Genomic DNA, 16,942 nt, shown 5'->3' with positions numbered 1-16,942 from the left:
GATGGTGGACGCATCCAGCAATGGGCTATGGTCATGAATCAACTATTAGTTCATGACCACCTAAAGGAACGTGTGAAGAAATATCTAGAATAACTTACACACTTTTCTTGACAAGCCCTAAAACTTATTCATGCAATAGAATAAATCAGGACATACCTTTTTAGCGATTTTGTATGTCCTTTTTATATCATTTTTTCTAAATAGAATAAAAAACTAGCTGCTCTAAAGTCAATTAACATTCATGTACCATTTATACTGTCAGTAAATAGTGAGCTGACTAGTGAATTAACGATGCTCTTAAATTACTAGCTCCATTTTCCAAGTATCCCTTTAAACATGTTAACATATATACCCATCCCTCTTTTTGTCCAAGCATTTTGTTCACTATTTCAGGGTCATCTGCTTTTAAGCCAGTTTCGTTTATTTCGATGATCGTAGTCGATTGTTCCAATTCTTTTAATGTAATGGTAACAACCGTTTCTTCACCATGCTCTGCTCCCCAAGAGAATACAATTTTTTTGCCTTCCTCGATTTCTAATACGTTGATTGCACCTTCTGCTTCGTATTCATCATATTTCAAAATGATTGTCTTACCTTGCTCCCATCTTTCAGAACTCGATGAAAACCAAAAATGTCCGATTTTATTCGGATCTACTATAGCATTGAACACATCATTTGCAGATTTTTGTATTTTAAATTTTGTTATTACTTGAGTATTCATTTTTCAACTCGCTCCTTGCTCTTACTAGGCGTAAATGTTTTTTTATTTCAATTAAATTCAAATCTGTTATTGTGCCTTGATGGAAATATAGCTGCCACCTTTCATCTTTCAGTTTCCAAATAGAACTGAGAGGGTGACTTTATTTAGCTTTTCATGATTTTTACATAACCTCTATTTGAAAATGCCTTTCCTCTAACGCCTTTAGATGTTCTTTTAAATTATCTTCTATATTATCTCCTCTTGCAAATACTATTTAACCATTACGTTTCTACCTTATCTTATATACTCAATCAACCAACAATCTTGATAAACCCCTTCGTGTAGCTCATGCTTTGGGAGAAATTTCACCTTTTTAAATCCACATTTTTCATAGCATTTTAACGCCCTCTTGTTCCACCCTTGAGGATCCATCACTACTCGGCTTGCTTTTTCATGCTCTAATAAGTACGTAACCATTGACGTTACAAGTAATGTACCAATTCCTTTATTCCAATACGCCACTTCCCCAATAAATTGGTCTATGCCGTAAACATTTTCGTTTAAATAACCATACTCCACTTTTGCCTCGGCATCTAATTCATAAAATTGGATATATCCTATCTCTTTACCTTCAAACACAATAATGCATTTTATCGTTTCATCTTCAGGATCATAAAAAACGTTACGCACCTTTTCTAAATGAAACGGATTGTCCCTACCTTCATAATACTTAAGAACTTCAGGGTCAGAAAGCCATTTTGCTAACAAGAATTGATCTTCTTCTTCTAACAGACGCACTAATAATTTGCCATTTTGAAATAACATATTATCCTCACAATCGATTTAATAGAGTAAGATAAGATTCGTTTTTATGAAAGAATTTCTCCTATATTTCCCCCTCAAAAACCTTAAGAATATGACAACCTTTCATCATCATACGCTTTATAAAATGATAAAGGTGTGTGAACTATTATGATATGGAACCAAAATAAAATCTTATTTTATACAATTAAAGGCTCGTCGATTAAACAGTTCTTTATTATCGATCTTGTTGTTGGAACTGGTATTTACTATGGAGTAGAAACATTCTCTTCAAATGTAGTCATAGCCATAATAGGCTGTGTGATTGGAACTGAAGGCATCAAAAGAATACCAAAGTTAATAAAATCAATTGAGTGAATTATGATGAACATATTTACTTAATTAACTTAAAAGTTAATTCAACAAAAATGCGTAAACTCCTTTGGAATTCACGCACCCTTATATTAAGAGAGTACTTTTTTAAAAGAAAATTTTGCTAATTGTTCACCCTATGATGGTAATTTTGTCTCAACAAAGCACGCTTTTTTATAAACATTTTTTGATAAGATAAAATCGACTCCCATTTTACTATTTTATATATGTATCCAAAACCGTTTCACTACATTGCCATCCTCTTCAATAAAGTCCTTATCTTGAACCCCACCGTTTTTTAAGATTACTTTTTCTGAGCCTTTATTCGTTTCATCACAAACAACAAGTACCTTTTGAATGCCAAGCTCTCGTGCTTTTTCTAATGATAAGGAAAGTAGTTTAGTTGCATATCCCTTTCCCCTTTCACTAGGGCGGATTCCATATCCAATATGCCCTCCGCAGTTGAATAGCCTCTCATTTAATTGATGGCGAATATTAACGGCCCCAATCACCTTTTTCCCTTTATCTACTAACCAATAAGTAGAGTCTGGCACCCAATTTCCCGGGAGATTTTTTCCCTCCTCGGAATCCTTTAATGATTGAATCATTTCTCGAAAATTTGTTGCGTCTTTACTTATTACCCAAGGTACCATTACCTCGCCACTTTCCTTCCATTCATTATAAAAAGATAGATATTCAGATTCATATTCCATTGAAGGCTTAGTTAAAAATATTTGCTTCAAAAAATCACCTTCTAACATATTTTTCTAATTAGTATTCGGTTTACGGACTAAAAACTCCTTTTTATTTTCGCGATTCCTTGATTTTTCAAAAGTAAAAAAAGCGTTTCTGAATATTCATCCAGAAACGCTCTAATAATAGCGAAATCATAATGGGGTTGGAGGATTAAGCATTTCATCAAAATTCATTTCAAGTAGCTGCCCAGCATGGACCAAGCCTGAACCAAATCCATACATTAAAACTTTGTCTCCGTTTTTAACTTTCCCCTCGCGAATTCCAAGGTCAAGCGCTAAAGGAATCGTTGCAGCTGAGGTGTTTCCATAATTGATCAAGCTATAAAGTGTTTTCTCCATAGGATAATTCAATTTTTCACAAATTGGCTCGATCAACCGTAAGTTTGCGCTATGAGGTATAAACCAATCCACTTCGTCCAAGCTCATATGTGCCTTATCTAAAATATGTCTAATGTTATTAGGAACGTTTCGGACAACCCAGCGAAAAACTTCTCTACCATTTTGCACAAGATATTGCGTATCAACTAATTCAATATTATTTACCTGCTTTGCTAGGCCTGTGCGATATACGTGTTGCGCTCCACTCCCATCACTTCCCATATGAAACCCAATGAAACGATTTGAGCGTTCGTCCCTTTCAACTAATACAGCACCTGCACCATCGCCAAATAAAACACATGTACTTCGATCGGTATAGTCAGTAATTTTTGAAAGTGTTTCTGCCCCGACAACAAGGACCTTTTTATGAAGACCTGAGGCAATATAGCTATTTGCTGTATGCAATGCATAAACAAAACCTGCACATGCTGCACTTACATCAATGGCACCTGTTCCCGGTATATTTAATCTGTTTTGGATGATGCTCGAAACAGATGGAAACGGGAAATCGGGCGTGCTAGTTGCCACGATAATCATATCGACATCATCAACTTTTTTATTATATCGTTTCATTAAATCCTCTACGGCAAATACACATAAATCACTTGTAAATTCGTTAGGGCCGGCAATTCTGCGCTCTTCAATTCCTGTTCTTTGAATAATCCAATCATTACTTGTTTCGACGATTTGCTCAAGATCAAAATTTGTTAACCTTTTTTCAGGCACATAAGTCCCAATTGCTGTCATTCTTGCACCAAACATTTTCTCCACCTACTTTTTTTAAAGGTTAGTACTAGTATCTGGTACTAATTATAACATAAAATATTTAATTTCCAATGGTTACCTTTTCCCAGTGATTAAATTCCCCTACTATTATGGAAAAAAGACTGTTTTCTCATTCGTTACTAATGTAAAATTACTGCCCTAAAAAAGCGCAAAAAAAAGCACAGTCCCAAGGTCTTTAAGGATTGCACTAAATATCACCCATAAAATCTATAAATTATTTCTTTGCAACGATCGTATCAACAAAAGGTTCAACAGAGGAAATTGATACATCCTGATAATAATATTTTACAATGTCTTCGTACTTCTTTCCTTCCTTTGCCATTCCATTTGCTCCATATTGGCTCATGCCAACACCATGACCATAGCCTTTCGTTGTAAAGATTAGGTTTTCACCACTTTGTTCTACCTCAAAATCATTTGAAGGAAGGTCAAGTTTTTCTCTTATATCTTTCCCTCGGAATTCTTTATCACCTAATTTGATTGTAGCTACTCGATTGCTTTCTGTAAGTTTTTTCTCTCCAATCATGTCTGTTTGTCTATTCAATTGAATCCCAAGTGCCTTTTCTACTTCTGAAATCGTTATAACTACTTGGTCATTAAATTTTGGGGATTCTTTATCCCAAGGACTTGCAACACTTCGTAAATAAGGATAGCTATTTTCCCAATAATCCTCTGAGTTTTCTGTATAGCCATTGCTTGTTGAATGAAAGGAAGGATCAATTGGTTTCCCTTCATATGTTAAGATTTGACCTTGTGTTGCATGAACCGCTTCCTGAATTTTAGTAATATTTGATTGATAATTTTCTCCCCACTGCTTGGCTAATTCAGCTTTATTTTTATAAACTTGATAGTTTTCGGGATTATCGGAAATGTCAGCATCGACAGGAAGTTCTTTATCTTTAGATTTTTCACTCACAAGCATTTTATTAACTAAAAATGTTCTTGCTGCCAACGCTTGAGCCTTTAATGCCTCTAATTCAAATGTAGCTGGCATTTCAGATGCAACAACACCTACAACATATGCCTCAAACGGTACATTTTCGATTTTCTTTAAACTTGTCCTATACACTGAAACCTCAACTGCTTGATTTGCTGCTTGATTTGCTGCTTCATCTGCCATTACATTGTTCTTATCAATTTTTAAATCTATTTCCTCATTACCTTTAATCTCTGAAAACGAGACTACTAGTATTGACGGGATTAAGAGAACTATAATAAAAGCTGAAAAGAAGATCCATAATAATGGACTGATTTTAATCATTTTGCCCTCCAAGTAAATTTTCTTATTATATAGGCTATGTACTACCGCCTTGTTATATCACCTTATTCTTCCAATATATAGGAGGTTTTTACTTCTTTTTTTATGAGAAACTGTAACTTTTTTCATTTTTAATCGATTAATAACTGAACAGCTAAACAAAAGGGGGGATACCATTGTCAAACTCCAATAAATTAGTTGAGATAATTGAGGAGGTATATGAACGGTATTATGGGGATGTGTATAAATTTTTAATCTGTTATACAGGCAACAGAAACGATGCAGAGGATTTAACCCAGGAAGTTTTTATGAGAGTCATAAAGTCTTTCTCTACTTTCAATAATGGAAGTAACCTAAAAAGAAAATCATTATCGCATTTATATCCGAATTACTGACTAAAACAATTGATCAATGCCCTGAAATTGTTCAAAAAAGAAGAACAAGTAGTATTCCCGTCACAGTGACTATTTGTTCTTCCTTCATCAATCATAAAGGTACTCACTCTTGGAGAAAGTCTTTTACAGCCGTTAAAAATGCAGGTAAATTATCATCATGTACAAAATGTCCAGCATCTTCTATTGTCACTAATTTGCAATTTGGGATAAGCTCAGAAGCCTCCTGCAATTTATTTTGTGGGATATGACTTGACTGACCACCGATAATTAGAGTTGGTATACTAATGTCTGGAAGCTGTTCCCACCATTTTGGGTTAGGGTTATTAAGCTGCTGGATGATTGACTGAATGACAAGCCAATCGAATGGTACTGGCTCAGACGGTTTCGGTGGAACTTCCAACTGCTCACCGGTAAAAGGTGGGGGAGTGTCCACAACAATCAACCTTTCTACCCTTGATGGATATGCTTCGGCGAAAAGATAGGAGACAGTTCCTCCCATCGAATGACCAATTAGTGTAAACCGCTCCAAATTCAGATCATTTGCAAAATCTAGCAAATCTTTACACATTAATTCAAATGTGTAAGCATTCGTTCTTGCACTTCCACCATGTCCTCGTTGGTCTATAGCATAAATATGGTAATCCTCATCTAAAACAGCAGCAACATTATCCCAAGACTCCCCACTCATTCCTAATGCGTGAAGTGCTATAAGAGGTGGTGCAGTAGGCTCTCCGCTTTCATGATATTGCAATGTAAGTCCATTCACATCTATTTGTTTTTTGCGTGTTTCCATCTCCGATCATCCCCTTTGTTTAAGAGCTCTTCATATACTTTTTAGTTAAGCAAACAATCCTACTTTTCTAGTTATCGTTTTCTGCATACTCACCTAGTTACAAAACTCATTTATGATTTGCTTCTTTAACTCTTCAATCGGAAACTTCTGTGGATAAGTGGAAATCATATACATAATTCCTTGGAGTACAGATGAAAAATATAATGAGCGTTGTCTCGGATTATCAACTCCTTTCCTTTCAAATATTTCGCATTGTAATTCAAATAATCTTGCATTTTCCTCAATCAGTAGTTTGCTATATTTTATAAGCTCTTCATCGGCCGCTGGCTGTGTTTGCAAATGAAGATAGAACCGGTGTACCTCAGGATTTTGCTGGATATTATCGATTGCTCCGTTAATAATATGTTCAAGCTGTTTGCTAGGTGTATCGATAGACTTTGCTCCTTCCATTACTTCAACAACTTCGTTAATTCTTTCATTAACCATCTCAGATAGTAACTCTTCCTTACCACTGTAATAGTTGTAGAGTAATCCTTTTGAAATACCTGCTTGCTTTGCTATATCGTTAATCGATGTTGCATAATATCCTCTATTAATAAACAATTGCATAGCTGCAATACGAATTTTCTCTATAGAGAGTTGACGAATACGTTCATTTTCTTCGGTAGTACGTGGCATGATAAGTTCAATCCTCCGTAATGCTATATTACTGCTTGAATTTTAATGAAATTTTGAGCTTGTATTTGCTCCAAATAAATCTCGATTATGTATAGGAAAAGCAATTCTTTTCCTAACAGTATCAGCTTCATAATATTTACCATTTCATTTTATTATTGAATGAACGTTTAGTCAATTAAAAATAAATATAAAAAGAAAAAGGCATCCCTGTTCATTACAGAAACACCTCATTTGCACATACACTAAAAATATAATCAAATAGCATGATTACGTTTTTTATTCTTTTTGTCTCCTTGCTCCTCATCGACAGCTAAAACTTCTCGTTCCTCATGAAATTCGACTTCCGATTGTCCTGTTATTTCATCAAATGGAGTATAGATAAGCTCTACACTATTCTTCTTAACAAATACTTTGTAAAATCCAATTCCAACTAATAGTACTATAGCGGCTGGAAAACCTACGACCATTAAATCAATCGGGCTCATTTTATTTCCCCTTTATTCGCCTCTTATTAACAATCTATTGAAACATCTTTTCGATATGATGAAGTTCTACCTTATCTTCTTCCTTTCGAGCATCGATATACTCATTTTCATTCGTTATTTTTATTTCTCCTTTTTTCAAGAATGCCAACAACTGCTTAGCTTCTTTGATAATTTTATCTTTACTGCTATTTAGCATTTCTCTTTTACGCTCAAACTCATGTTTATCCCATTGATCAATTTGATTAAGCTTTGGAAATGTATCAATTCCGGTAATGTAAGTAAGCCCTAGAAATCGAAGAAAGGAATAGCCATGGCAATAGTCATCATACAATTGCTCTAATAGCTCAACTAGATCACCTTCTTCTGCTATTATATGTTCCAAAAGTAATACAATTCGCTGCTGTTCGAACTGTCCAAAGGGAATTTCCATTCGAATGAGTGTCTCTAATTTATTTTTGATATACTTATCTCTATAATCTAAATCTAGTAAGCGAAAATAGAAATCATATCCGTAAATATTTTCAATATCATCCGTTTTATAAAGCCATTTTTCAAATTCCGCAATACTAATCTTTTCTTTATAAACATTGTAAAACTGTCTTTGAATATCTGTTATCTTACTCACGTCTATCCCCCTCCTTACTGAAACGCATGCTGTTAAACCTAAATTTCATTCCCCTATAGCAAAGTATCATTTATCTGAGTAATGACAGTTCCTTCAGGTAAATGAGAACATAAACGATCAATAGTAGAATATTTCTCCTCATTAGAAAATAAATAAATCCCAGCACCATCGTGACAAATCGTAATAAAGGTCGTATCTGCTTCGATATTAAAAACTGGAATTGATCTTTCCTTTTTCCTTCCCCATTCCGTAACATTTCTTAATTGGAAAACCAAATTATCAGAGTAAGAAATTGCATAAAATTCATTTTGTGTTGGAAGCCAAAAGGTCTCTTCTATAACAAACATTAATTGATTTGAATCAGTAATCATTACAGTAAAACACGGTGGCTGATAGGAATGTTTTTTTAGAATGGTATAATATGTTCTTTTTTCCTCAAGATATTTTAACGTGTACTTAATTTTATTATCATTAAATAAAGTGATACATTCGTTCACATTATCATCATATGTAATGAAGGTAAGATACAAAGGATACTTATCCTGTGCAATTAAAAAGTCTCGTAAAAATGTTTTATTTTGTTCAACGTAATCTCCCTCAGAACCTTCACTAATAAAATATGCAGATGCGATTTCATCATTTAACGTTATATAGTAACCAACCTCATCAAAAAATTCTTCTGTTTGTTCTTTTTCTTCAATCCATATTTCTGACATCGTTTACTCCCATCATATTTTTTCAAAAACTAGAGTGCACTACACATAATTATTAAAAGAATACGTTTTGGAAAATATTTGGTTTCACCTAAATTATACATGTCTAATTAGCTAAACAGTTTAAAGCAACCTCGAAAGTCTTATTCTTCATCTAAATCAATCTAACTGCTCTACCTATTTGGTTCAACCCTAGTAAAAAAGCGACTACTCTTTATGAATAACCGCATTATCTTATTATATATTTTTCATTATCTCTTATTTCATTTATCACATTAGGAATATCGTCTATAGTGTTTTTACTTGTATCAAGAAGATGTTTTCTATCTAATCCTGACTCTATAAACTCATGGACTAATACTAGACAACGTTCACCCATCCTATTCTCTAGTTTTCTCATATTATCTCTGTTCATTAAAGTTTCATTATCTGTCCATAAAACAACATAACTAACCTCTACATTTAAGTCTTTAAGCTTTTCCCTAAGCCATTTTGCTTCTTGTGGAAAGGTTACATAATCAATGACAACATCATTCCCAAATGAAATAAAATTTTTCGTCAAGCTTAAAATATTTTCCCAAATTAAAGAGAGTTCTTCCTTACTTTCCCAAGGTTTTTTTCTCCCATTAACATGCATATGACTGATGGAATCTCCAGAAATATAAGCACTCCGATATAAACTTTTTACTAGTTGTTTTGAAGTCGTAGATTTCCCAACACCAGCTGGACCGGACACAATATAAACCTTGCATACTTCAGCACGTTCCATATCATCTATTCCTCTCTACAGTTAGATCGAATAATAAATAGTATTCTAAATATCTAGATAACAATCCTGCTCTAATCAAACAAACCCTTTAACAAAAATAAGGCCATCTCAATTGGGAGAAAACCCGATAGCTTTGAGACAGCCTCTACCTATTTAGAAAACCATTTTACCTTTTCAAAATGATTCCACTCTACTGATTTTTTTAGTCTAAAGTTAATATGGCCGATTATCGATTTTTCTTTAAGAAAACAAGTCGTTCGCTGCACTATTAACAATAATGGGGCTTGTTCAATGCTAAAATACTTTTTTACTATAAATTCTGATTGAGAGCATCCATGATAAAATATACAAAACAACGACGAAAACAATCATTAATAAATATAGCTGGGTGGTCGTAAAGGATAAGAATGTTTGAATGATATCTTGTAAAAAAGTATTTAAATCAAATATAAAATTACTGACAATCATATAAATGACAAACGAAATAACCCAAGCAATTAATAAATACTGACTTTTAAAGAAATAAGAAAATGGGAAGGCAATTGAAATAAACAGTGAAACAATGCAAATAATGAACAACAATTGTTCCCATTCGATTATTTCTCCGTTAATCACCCAATTTGCTATAAAAATTGTCAAAAGCACCATAAAGGTAAAAACAAATGCACCAATATATTTTGAACTGACAATTTCTTTTCTTGTATACGGTAAAGCATTCAATAAAACGTTGATAGAGGACTTTTCATCAGTAGCAAATGCTGTCATGTTGATGACAATACTAAATAACACACCTATTAAGACCGTAGATGAACCAGAAAATAAATAGATAAATAGAATGGGTAAGAGTATCAGTAATATTTTTTTCTGCAATACGATATCTTTACGAATAAGATTTAGCATATTTTTCATTTCCTTTCTTTGTATAAAACATAATATCCTCAAGAGTCGGTTTCTCTATAATGACTGACTTGCCAAAAATAGCTTCTGCACGCTGCTTATTCGTTGTTAAAGCTTCAAAACCATGATTTGATTTACGAATTGCGATAAATTCCCGTTCTGTATCGCGATCCAATAAATTTGTTTCGCCTTTCACAATCGCATACTCTTCTTCAATTTTATAGTACTCTTTTGTGAAAATATGCTGTCCATTATGAATGAATGTTATATAATCTGCGATTCGATCTAAATCTGTCGTAATATGTGTTGAAAAGAAGATTGTTTTCTCACCATTTTGCATTAGATTATGAAGCAGCTCTAATAGCTCTCGACGAAATATTGGATCTAATCCAGATGTTGGTTCATCCATGATAATGAGCTCTGCATGGTGTGATAAGGCCATTGTTAAAGAAGCCTTCATCATCATCCCTTTTGAAAATGTTTTTATGCTTTTCTTTAAAGGCAGCTCAAACATTTCAACATATTGATGAAATAATGCATCATCCCAGTTTTTATAGGCAGGCTTGATCAATCGCTTCATTTCTTGCAAGGTAAGATTTTCATAAAAAATATTGTCATCAAACACAAAACCGATTCGTTCCTTAATCTCTTTTTCGTGCTTTTTGTAATCCAAACCAAAAATTGAAATTGTCCCACTATCAGGCTTTAGCAAATTCATGATCATTTTGATCGTTGTCGATTTCCCAACCCCATTTCCACCAATAAACCCAGTAACAAAGCCTTTTTTAACCGAGAGAGAGAAGTCCTTCAGTTGAAATCCACTAAAAGCCTTATTTACATGTTGTAGTTCAATTACATTTTCCATCACGATTCCTCCTTATATAAAATCGTAAGCAGTTCACTTAATTCTGGTAAATCGATTCCGATTTCTTTACTGTTTTGGATAGCAGCCATTAATTGTTCTTCGATTACTTTCATTTTTCGCTCCCGAATCATTTCATTATTTTGTTCAGACACGAACGAGCCTTTCCCAACTACCGAGTAGATGAATCCATTTTTTTCGAGCTCCTCATATGCACGTTTTGTTGTTATGACACTTATATCTAAATCTTTAGCTAACTGGCGCATTGAAGGTAAAGATTCCCCAGGTTTCAGTTCATTGGTCAAAATATGCTTTTTTATTTGGGCATAAATTTGCTCATAAATAGGTTCTTTTGAATTATTAGAAATAATAATTTGCATGCAAATACCTCGTTTTTAAATATTGTATATATACTTTATATACAATATACACAAACGGTTCGTAAATTTCAATATTTTTTCCAAAAAAATAGAGACTGTCAAAGAAAAGGATCTCAATCCGTCCAACAAACACTGATAGTTGGATGATAAATCCTTTATCGAAAGTTTGTCAGATTGGACCCTTTGCTTTTCAAACAGTCTCAAGCAAACAGAAATATTCAATTTCCTAAACAACTTTATTTATTATGTCTATCTACTAGCTAGTTTTTTCCTTCTTATTATCAAACGCAACATCAATAAAGAAAAGCAATATAGCTGCAACAATTTCTGTTAATAAAGAAATCGTAATACTATTCATAAATTCGTCTACTACATGTAAAGTTAACAAAGTAAATGTGCTATCAATGGCCATTCTTGTTATAAATAATGTATATTTATTTGATATGTATTGAGATGTCAACTTGATAAAAGCCATAGAAAATAAGTCTACTATAAAACCAACAAAAAAGAAGACCAACACAAAACCTAGCAGAGAATAAGCAGATGTATACTGCACTCCAAACAATTGAAACAGCCCTGCCATTCCAAAATAAAAAATTCCGATTACAAAAGCAATAGATAAGACAACAAGAAGTGTTAACGATACAATAACTACTATCTTCTCAAAGAATTTCAAATCGCGAAATGAATCGTTATCTTTATTTTCTTTCATTTTTAAAACAATTCCTTTTAGATAAAATTTTACATTTGTTCCCTTTCATTTTAACATATAATAAAGCCTCTTAAATTAGCGGTTGTTTTCCCGACGATTACCGACATGAATCATATTTTCAAAAAAATAACCCTGCCTATTAATATAGCAAGGATCCCATAGTTTCTAAGTTTATAAAATACATCATTTTTTTTGCTGATCCTTTATCGTCTTAGCCATTGCCAAAAATAAAATGATGACAAAAATTATCGCAAAAATAATACCTGATAACAAAAAATCACTCCAAACCTTTTTCCTTATTATACCACTTATTTTTTACCTTTTCTCTTCGTTATGACAATAACGTGAACAAAAATAGCGTTAATCCATAGGAATTAACGCACACACTACTTTAGCAATTAGTCTTCAAGCCTTTTAACTACTTTCGTATTATTTTCTAAAAAATATTGCAGTCCATATAATAAAAATGATTTGGAAAAGAAGTAAAGGAAAAATTGGAAGTTACTAAACCGAACTAAGCTATAATATTTCATTCTTTTTGCTAAATATGAATAAGGATAAGCAAAGAAAACATGTGCAATTCCATTAAGCAAAATAAACAATTTAAAATTTCCGAATGCAATTTTAAGAGTCCAAAATGTGACAAATAAAAATGGACCAAAATTAAAAGGAAATTCACCAAATAAATAAGAATTTGGCTTATTGTAAAAAACCCACCACTTACGTTTTTTCCCAATGTTTGCATGGATAATTTCAAGAACACCAACAATTAATGTAGCAGGTAGAAACCTCTTTATATTCTTAGCACCCAAAAAGGGAAACGTTATCCATGATAAGAGAACCATAAAAATATTCAGTAGCCACTGTTTTTTTATTGACACATTAAAAAAGCCTCCTTTTCCTTTAGAATTTCCTAAGCTTTTTTTCGTATTCATCCCACTCATATGTTGAATAAAAAAGCATTCCCCCAAAATGAAGGAATGCTTCCGTTTAAAACTCTTTGATTCACCTGCCTAAATTCTCTAATGAAGGCTGCAAAACAGCATTAGTTTTTACTAATACACTTTTCTTTGAAATCCGTGCATAATCCGTTCAAGCGGTACCCACCCAATGAGCTTTGGTTTTTCCCATCCTGGTGCTGTCGTTAATTTTTCCACATCCATGTAATGATCGATTCTTACCTTATCCCAAGCATGGATAACCTCCCCATTACCAATAGAAAAGCCGACATGGCCCCAATTTTTATGCTCGCGATTAATGACACCAAAGCAATCATAAAAAACAAAGGTTCCTTTAGGCGGTATACCTGTTTGCATAGTTGCTTCATATAAATCTGCAGATTCTTTTGCAGTATCTCCACCAAAGATTTCAATGTTATTGCTTCTTTCTAATGCATCCTCTACAAAAGCCAAACAAATAAAACAATACTCATTAGAATTTAAATGACCTTTAGCCCACTTAATTGCATTTTCAATATACCCATTATACGTTTTATCCATTTTTTATCTCCCTTATCATTTAGATGATAATGATTTATGAAGCCTCTACAGGAAAAATAAGCAATTATAAGGGCTCATAACTTATTAATTATTCTGCATTCATTTTCCAAATACCTCCATTTAAACAAAATGAATTAATTCGCTTGAAAAAGTTTAAAAAATTCATCTTTCGCACAAGATCAATAAAAAAAGCATTAATCCAACTCAGATTAACACTCCTAGCATAAACATACTCGATTTCCTATTTTTTAAATGATAAGCCTTCTTCCTCTAATGAAGCTCGTAAAATTGGTAAGGATGCTGGTCCGATACCATGAAATGTTAATATTTCTTTTTCAGTATACTTAGATAGCTCTTGCAACGTCTCAATTCCTTGGTGAACTAATGCTCTTCTCGCAGGTGAACTAAGTTTGGATAGGAACCCGTTAGAAGGCTTATTCTCTTTATCACAAGTAGGACAACTTTGACATTCACTGCTTTTATAAAAGCTATGACCTTTTTCACATACCCTCAATGTTTTTGCTGATGACAATAAAACTCCTCCTAACCATGTCAAAATCTGCTTTTTACTTAAAATTGGATTTTGCTCCATCAAAACTAAATGGCAGTATTTTTAAAACCATTTGTCTCCATCAGAAACCAATTTGTTATGAATTAAATCCAAAGAATTATCATAATCATGAAAACTAAAATAGGCAGGTAATTTCACGTTTTTCCCTCCTGCTTGATTCCAGCAATCTTTAAACCATTTTATAAAAACATCTGTTTCTAATTTCGAAATAACCTCATCATTTTGCTCATAAAACTTCCAAAATTCATCTTCTTGTTCATCACCTATTTGGTAATATTCAACATCCTCAATTAGGTCAAAGCTCCCTGCAAATAGATTGTTATCATTTCCCTGATAAAAGACTTCATTTGCATTTCTGTCCATCGAGTACATCATAATCGATAGCTCGTATGGCTGAATAAATGCTGTATAATCTAATAAATCCACCTTTTCATAGTAATGAAAATCAAGCGTTTTTCTAATTTGTTGAATTAATCTATCTGAGTGTATTTGCAAATTTCCCTTCACCGAATTTAAATAATTATCTATTGTTAACAATAGTCTCACCACATCTTTCATTTAAATCACGAGCACGCTATATAAGCTTTTGTATAACTTCAACAAAAACAGTATAAATCCTTCATAGATTATCTCAACCATTCATTCTAAGTACAAACAGTGTATAATATAAAATTTTTCTTTAAGCTTCCTCAAATTTAGTATAAGAATAAAAAAAGCTGTTTTTTTATTAACAGCCCATAGTGTTTTATATCTTGCTAATTGGATGTTCACCTTTATATAAACCATAGTTACTAAAAATCAAATTACCTCTGATACTCCATCCATCACAACTTGGGGGTTCCTAAACTGAGCATTTCAAAGAAAAAAACTTATCTACTCTCACTGTTTGGAGAAATTGTTTTGATTTTTTTTATGAAATAATAATGTTTGTAAAGACCTAGGGCAACGATGAGAATTTTCACAAATAAAATGTCTACAAAAATAATTGAGAGAATGATGAAGAAATCAGCAATTATATTAATACGAATTTTTTCTTTTCGCGTCATACCTTTTTTCTGTAAAAGTGGTTCAACGTATTTTATATATATTGTCGTATTTTTAAACCAATTATCAATTTTCTTTGAGCTTCTCGCAAAGAAAAATGTAGCTAATAAGTAAAATGGACCGCCTGGCAAAACAGGTAACACTGTACCCGCGATCCCAATCCCAAGGAATATGAAGCCAAGAAGGAAGAATAGAATATTTTTTATTTTCTTTATTGTCATCACCACATTTTTTACATAATTCTATTTCAAAATAACGAATAATTAATGATTGCATAAGTTTTTCACTCTAGACTACTATTCTACCATTTTCTTTTTAAATGATCCTATTCTTTCGTACTGCAACTTAGGTAAGAATTATGTTCATTCTATTCAAGTTCATAGAATTGACAAATAAAAAATAAAAATCATTCCCATCGACCATTTGGGAATGATTTTTATTTTTTATGATGGTTGATTTCTTAGTACATTTTTTGTAGCAAACTCCTGTAGCAGAAATCAACCCCAAAGTTTAACAGCGCCTATTTTAAAATAAGTAACTAATTAATAATCCGGCAGCTAACAGAAAGCCAAAAATTGTATTTGTCATTGCTGTTGACTTCATTGCCTCACGCATATACTGAGGTTCTTTTGCTCCTTTTTGAAAGCTTTGAATAGCTGAAATAGGCTTTTTCAATCCAAGGAACAATACCAATGCCCAAGGGCTAACATATCCCATTAAGACAATCGCAACAATCCATAAATAGGAAATAATAAATGCAATAGCTAAAGCCGCGACTGCTTTATCTCTACCGAGGAGGATAGCAAGTGTTTTTCTTCCACCTTTAATATCCTCTTCAATGTCTCGGATATTATTAGACATGTTAATGGCCCCAACTAAAATCCCAATTGGAATCGAAATTAATATGCTTACAACAGTTAACGTATTCGTTTGAATAAAGAATGCAATTAATACAAAGCATGTTCCCATTAACAATCCGGAAAATAACTCTCCAAATGGTGTGTACGCAATTGGTAAAGGACCACCTGTATATAAATAACCGACAGCCATTCCGAATAATCCGATAACTGCTAACCACCAGCTACTACTCATACAAATATATACTCCGATAAGAGCTGCAACGATATACAATAAAATGGCAACTGTTAAAACATTTTTTGGCTTCAGTCCATGACGGACGATTCCTCCACCAATACCAACAGAATCAGCTGTATCTAACCCGCGTTTAAAATCATAATATTCGTTAAATAAATTCGTTGCAATTTGCAAAGCTAAACACGCAAGCATCATCGCAATAAATAGTAGCCAATTAATCTCAGCTTCATAAAGTGCTGCAACTGTCCCTAATATGACAGGTGCAAATGTCGCCGTTAATGTATGCGGGCGTGTCATTTTCCACATTAATTTAGCGGAACTAATTTCTCTTTCATTCCCCATAAATTTGCTCAATCTCCCTAAATTTTAAGTAT

Annotated in this window: 23 protein-coding genes; 2 read left to right on the top strand and 21 right to left on the bottom strand. The window is 33.0% G+C overall.

What is annotated here, in order from left to right; genetic code table 11:
- Window positions 1–277: 277 nt before the first annotated feature.
- Both ACTJJ9_RS21610 and ACTJJ9_RS21605 read right to left on the bottom strand, forming a co-directional pair.
- Window positions 278–721: an SRPBCC family protein gene (locus ACTJJ9_RS21610; protein WP_145583778.1), complete on the bottom strand. Its 444-nt coding sequence runs from the start codon at window positions 719–721 to the stop codon at window positions 278–280.
- A 273-nt stretch (window positions 722–994) separates the two neighbouring features.
- On the bottom strand, window positions 995–1,525 hold the full coding sequence (locus tag ACTJJ9_RS21605; protein ID WP_440768866.1) for a GNAT family N-acetyltransferase: 531 nt from the start codon (window positions 1,523–1,525) through the stop codon (window positions 995–997).
- 147 nt (window positions 1,526–1,672) lie between these two features.
- Here ACTJJ9_RS21605 and ACTJJ9_RS21600 point away from each other — a divergent pair, with 147 nt between their 5' ends.
- A complete protein-coding gene (locus ACTJJ9_RS21600) occupies window positions 1,673–1,879 on the top strand; it encodes a hypothetical protein (protein ID WP_145583782.1) in 207 nt (68 codons plus the stop codon).
- A 215-nt stretch (window positions 1,880–2,094) separates the two neighbouring features.
- On the opposite strand, the gene ACTJJ9_RS21595 is transcribed toward ACTJJ9_RS21600, so the two are convergent.
- From ACTJJ9_RS21595 to spoIID, 3 genes are all read right to left on the bottom strand, one after another.
- A complete protein-coding gene (locus ACTJJ9_RS21595; protein WP_440768868.1) occupies window positions 2,095–2,586 on the bottom strand; it encodes a GNAT family N-acetyltransferase in 492 nt (163 codons plus the stop codon).
- Window positions 2,587–2,760: 174 nt separating this feature from the next.
- Window positions 2,761–3,768, bottom strand: coding sequence for a ketoacyl-ACP synthase III (locus ACTJJ9_RS21590; protein ID WP_440768865.1), 1,008 nt, complete (start codon window positions 3,766–3,768; stop codon window positions 2,761–2,763).
- A gap of 238 nt (window positions 3,769–4,006) precedes the next feature.
- The gene (spoIID, locus tag ACTJJ9_RS21585) at window positions 4,007–5,053 is read right to left on the bottom strand and encodes a stage II sporulation protein D (RefSeq protein WP_145583787.1); all 1,047 of its coding nucleotides are present in this window, start codon (window positions 5,051–5,053) and stop codon (window positions 4,007–4,009) included.
- A gap of 173 nt (window positions 5,054–5,226) precedes the next feature.
- Here spoIID and ACTJJ9_RS21580 point away from each other — a divergent pair, with 173 nt between their 5' ends.
- Complete coding sequence (locus tag ACTJJ9_RS21580; RefSeq protein ID WP_255451979.1) at window positions 5,227–5,445, top strand: sigma-70 family RNA polymerase sigma factor; 219 nt, start codon at window positions 5,227–5,229, stop codon at window positions 5,443–5,445.
- A gap of 103 nt (window positions 5,446–5,548) precedes the next feature.
- On the opposite strand, the gene ACTJJ9_RS21575 is transcribed toward ACTJJ9_RS21580, so the two are convergent.
- The 16 genes from ACTJJ9_RS21575 to ACTJJ9_RS21500 form a co-directional block, all read right to left on the bottom strand.
- Window positions 5,549–6,238: an alpha/beta fold hydrolase gene (locus ACTJJ9_RS21575; RefSeq protein WP_145583789.1), complete on the bottom strand. Its 690-nt coding sequence runs from the start codon at window positions 6,236–6,238 to the stop codon at window positions 5,549–5,551.
- Between the two features lie 93 nt (window positions 6,239–6,331).
- Complete coding sequence (locus ACTJJ9_RS21570) at window positions 6,332–6,916, bottom strand: TetR/AcrR family transcriptional regulator (protein WP_145583791.1); 585 nt, start codon at window positions 6,914–6,916, stop codon at window positions 6,332–6,334.
- Between the two features lie 254 nt (window positions 6,917–7,170).
- Window positions 7,171–7,401 carry a DUF3951 domain-containing protein gene (locus tag ACTJJ9_RS21565; protein ID WP_145583792.1) on the bottom strand — a complete coding sequence of 77 codons (231 nt, stop codon included), beginning with the start codon at window positions 7,399–7,401 and terminating at the stop codon, window positions 7,171–7,173.
- A gap of 34 nt (window positions 7,402–7,435) precedes the next feature.
- Window positions 7,436–8,026, bottom strand: coding sequence for a hypothetical protein (locus ACTJJ9_RS21560; protein WP_145583794.1), 591 nt, complete (start codon window positions 8,024–8,026; stop codon window positions 7,436–7,438).
- 53 nt (window positions 8,027–8,079) lie between these two features.
- Complete coding sequence (locus tag ACTJJ9_RS21555) at window positions 8,080–8,742, bottom strand: hypothetical protein (RefSeq protein WP_145583796.1); 663 nt, start codon at window positions 8,740–8,742, stop codon at window positions 8,080–8,082.
- A gap of 226 nt (window positions 8,743–8,968) precedes the next feature.
- Window positions 8,969–9,508, bottom strand: coding sequence for an AAA family ATPase (locus ACTJJ9_RS21550; protein WP_145583798.1), 540 nt, complete (start codon window positions 9,506–9,508; stop codon window positions 8,969–8,971).
- A gap of 294 nt (window positions 9,509–9,802) precedes the next feature.
- On the bottom strand, window positions 9,803–10,408 hold the full coding sequence (locus ACTJJ9_RS21545) for an ABC-2 transporter permease (protein ID WP_095300685.1): 606 nt from the start codon (window positions 10,406–10,408) through the stop codon (window positions 9,803–9,805).
- The gene (locus ACTJJ9_RS21540; protein WP_095300684.1) at window positions 10,389–11,270 is read right to left on the bottom strand and encodes an ABC transporter ATP-binding protein; all 882 of its coding nucleotides are present in this window, start codon (window positions 11,268–11,270) and stop codon (window positions 10,389–10,391) included. Before ACTJJ9_RS21540 ends, ACTJJ9_RS21545 begins: the two co-directional genes overlap by 20 nt.
- Entirely contained in the window at window positions 11,270–11,647 is a 378-nt protein-coding gene (locus tag ACTJJ9_RS21535; RefSeq protein WP_095300683.1) for a GntR family transcriptional regulator, read from the bottom strand. Before ACTJJ9_RS21535 ends, ACTJJ9_RS21540 begins: the two co-directional genes overlap by 1 nt.
- 256 nt (window positions 11,648–11,903) lie before the next feature.
- On the bottom strand, window positions 11,904–12,359 hold the full coding sequence (locus ACTJJ9_RS21530; protein ID WP_095300682.1) for a YrvL family regulatory protein: 456 nt from the start codon (window positions 12,357–12,359) through the stop codon (window positions 11,904–11,906).
- Window positions 12,360–12,757: 398 nt separating this feature from the next.
- Window positions 12,758–13,240: a hypothetical protein gene (locus tag ACTJJ9_RS21525; RefSeq protein WP_145583800.1), complete on the bottom strand. Its 483-nt coding sequence runs from the start codon at window positions 13,238–13,240 to the stop codon at window positions 12,758–12,760.
- Window positions 13,241–13,414: 174 nt separating this feature from the next.
- On the bottom strand, window positions 13,415–13,858 hold the full coding sequence (locus ACTJJ9_RS21520) for an NlpC/P60 family protein (protein WP_145583801.1): 444 nt from the start codon (window positions 13,856–13,858) through the stop codon (window positions 13,415–13,417).
- Window positions 13,859–14,099: 241 nt separating this feature from the next.
- The gene (locus ACTJJ9_RS21515; protein ID WP_145583803.1) at window positions 14,100–14,390 is read right to left on the bottom strand and encodes an RNA polymerase alpha subunit C-terminal domain-containing protein; all 291 of its coding nucleotides are present in this window, start codon (window positions 14,388–14,390) and stop codon (window positions 14,100–14,102) included.
- 81 nt (window positions 14,391–14,471) lie between these two features.
- On the bottom strand, window positions 14,472–14,975 hold the full coding sequence (locus tag ACTJJ9_RS21510; protein ID WP_440768864.1) for a hypothetical protein: 504 nt from the start codon (window positions 14,973–14,975) through the stop codon (window positions 14,472–14,474).
- A gap of 323 nt (window positions 14,976–15,298) precedes the next feature.
- Window positions 15,299–15,694 (bottom strand): YbaN family protein, encoded by a 396-nt coding sequence (locus ACTJJ9_RS21505; protein WP_145583807.1) that lies wholly within the window; start codon window positions 15,692–15,694, stop codon window positions 15,299–15,301.
- Between the two features lie 304 nt (window positions 15,695–15,998).
- Window positions 15,999–16,910: a 1,4-dihydroxy-2-naphthoate polyprenyltransferase gene (locus tag ACTJJ9_RS21500; protein ID WP_145583809.1), complete on the bottom strand. Its 912-nt coding sequence runs from the start codon at window positions 16,908–16,910 to the stop codon at window positions 15,999–16,001.
- Window positions 16,911–16,942: the final 32 nt, after the last annotated feature.

It is taken from the genome of Metabacillus sp. 22489, from assembly GCF_052044855.1.
GTDB lineage: Bacteria > Bacillota > Bacilli > Bacillales > Bacillaceae > Metabacillus > Metabacillus niabensis.
Note: the sequence above shows the minus strand (reverse complement) of the source record. Positions and strands in the feature narration are given on the sequence as shown.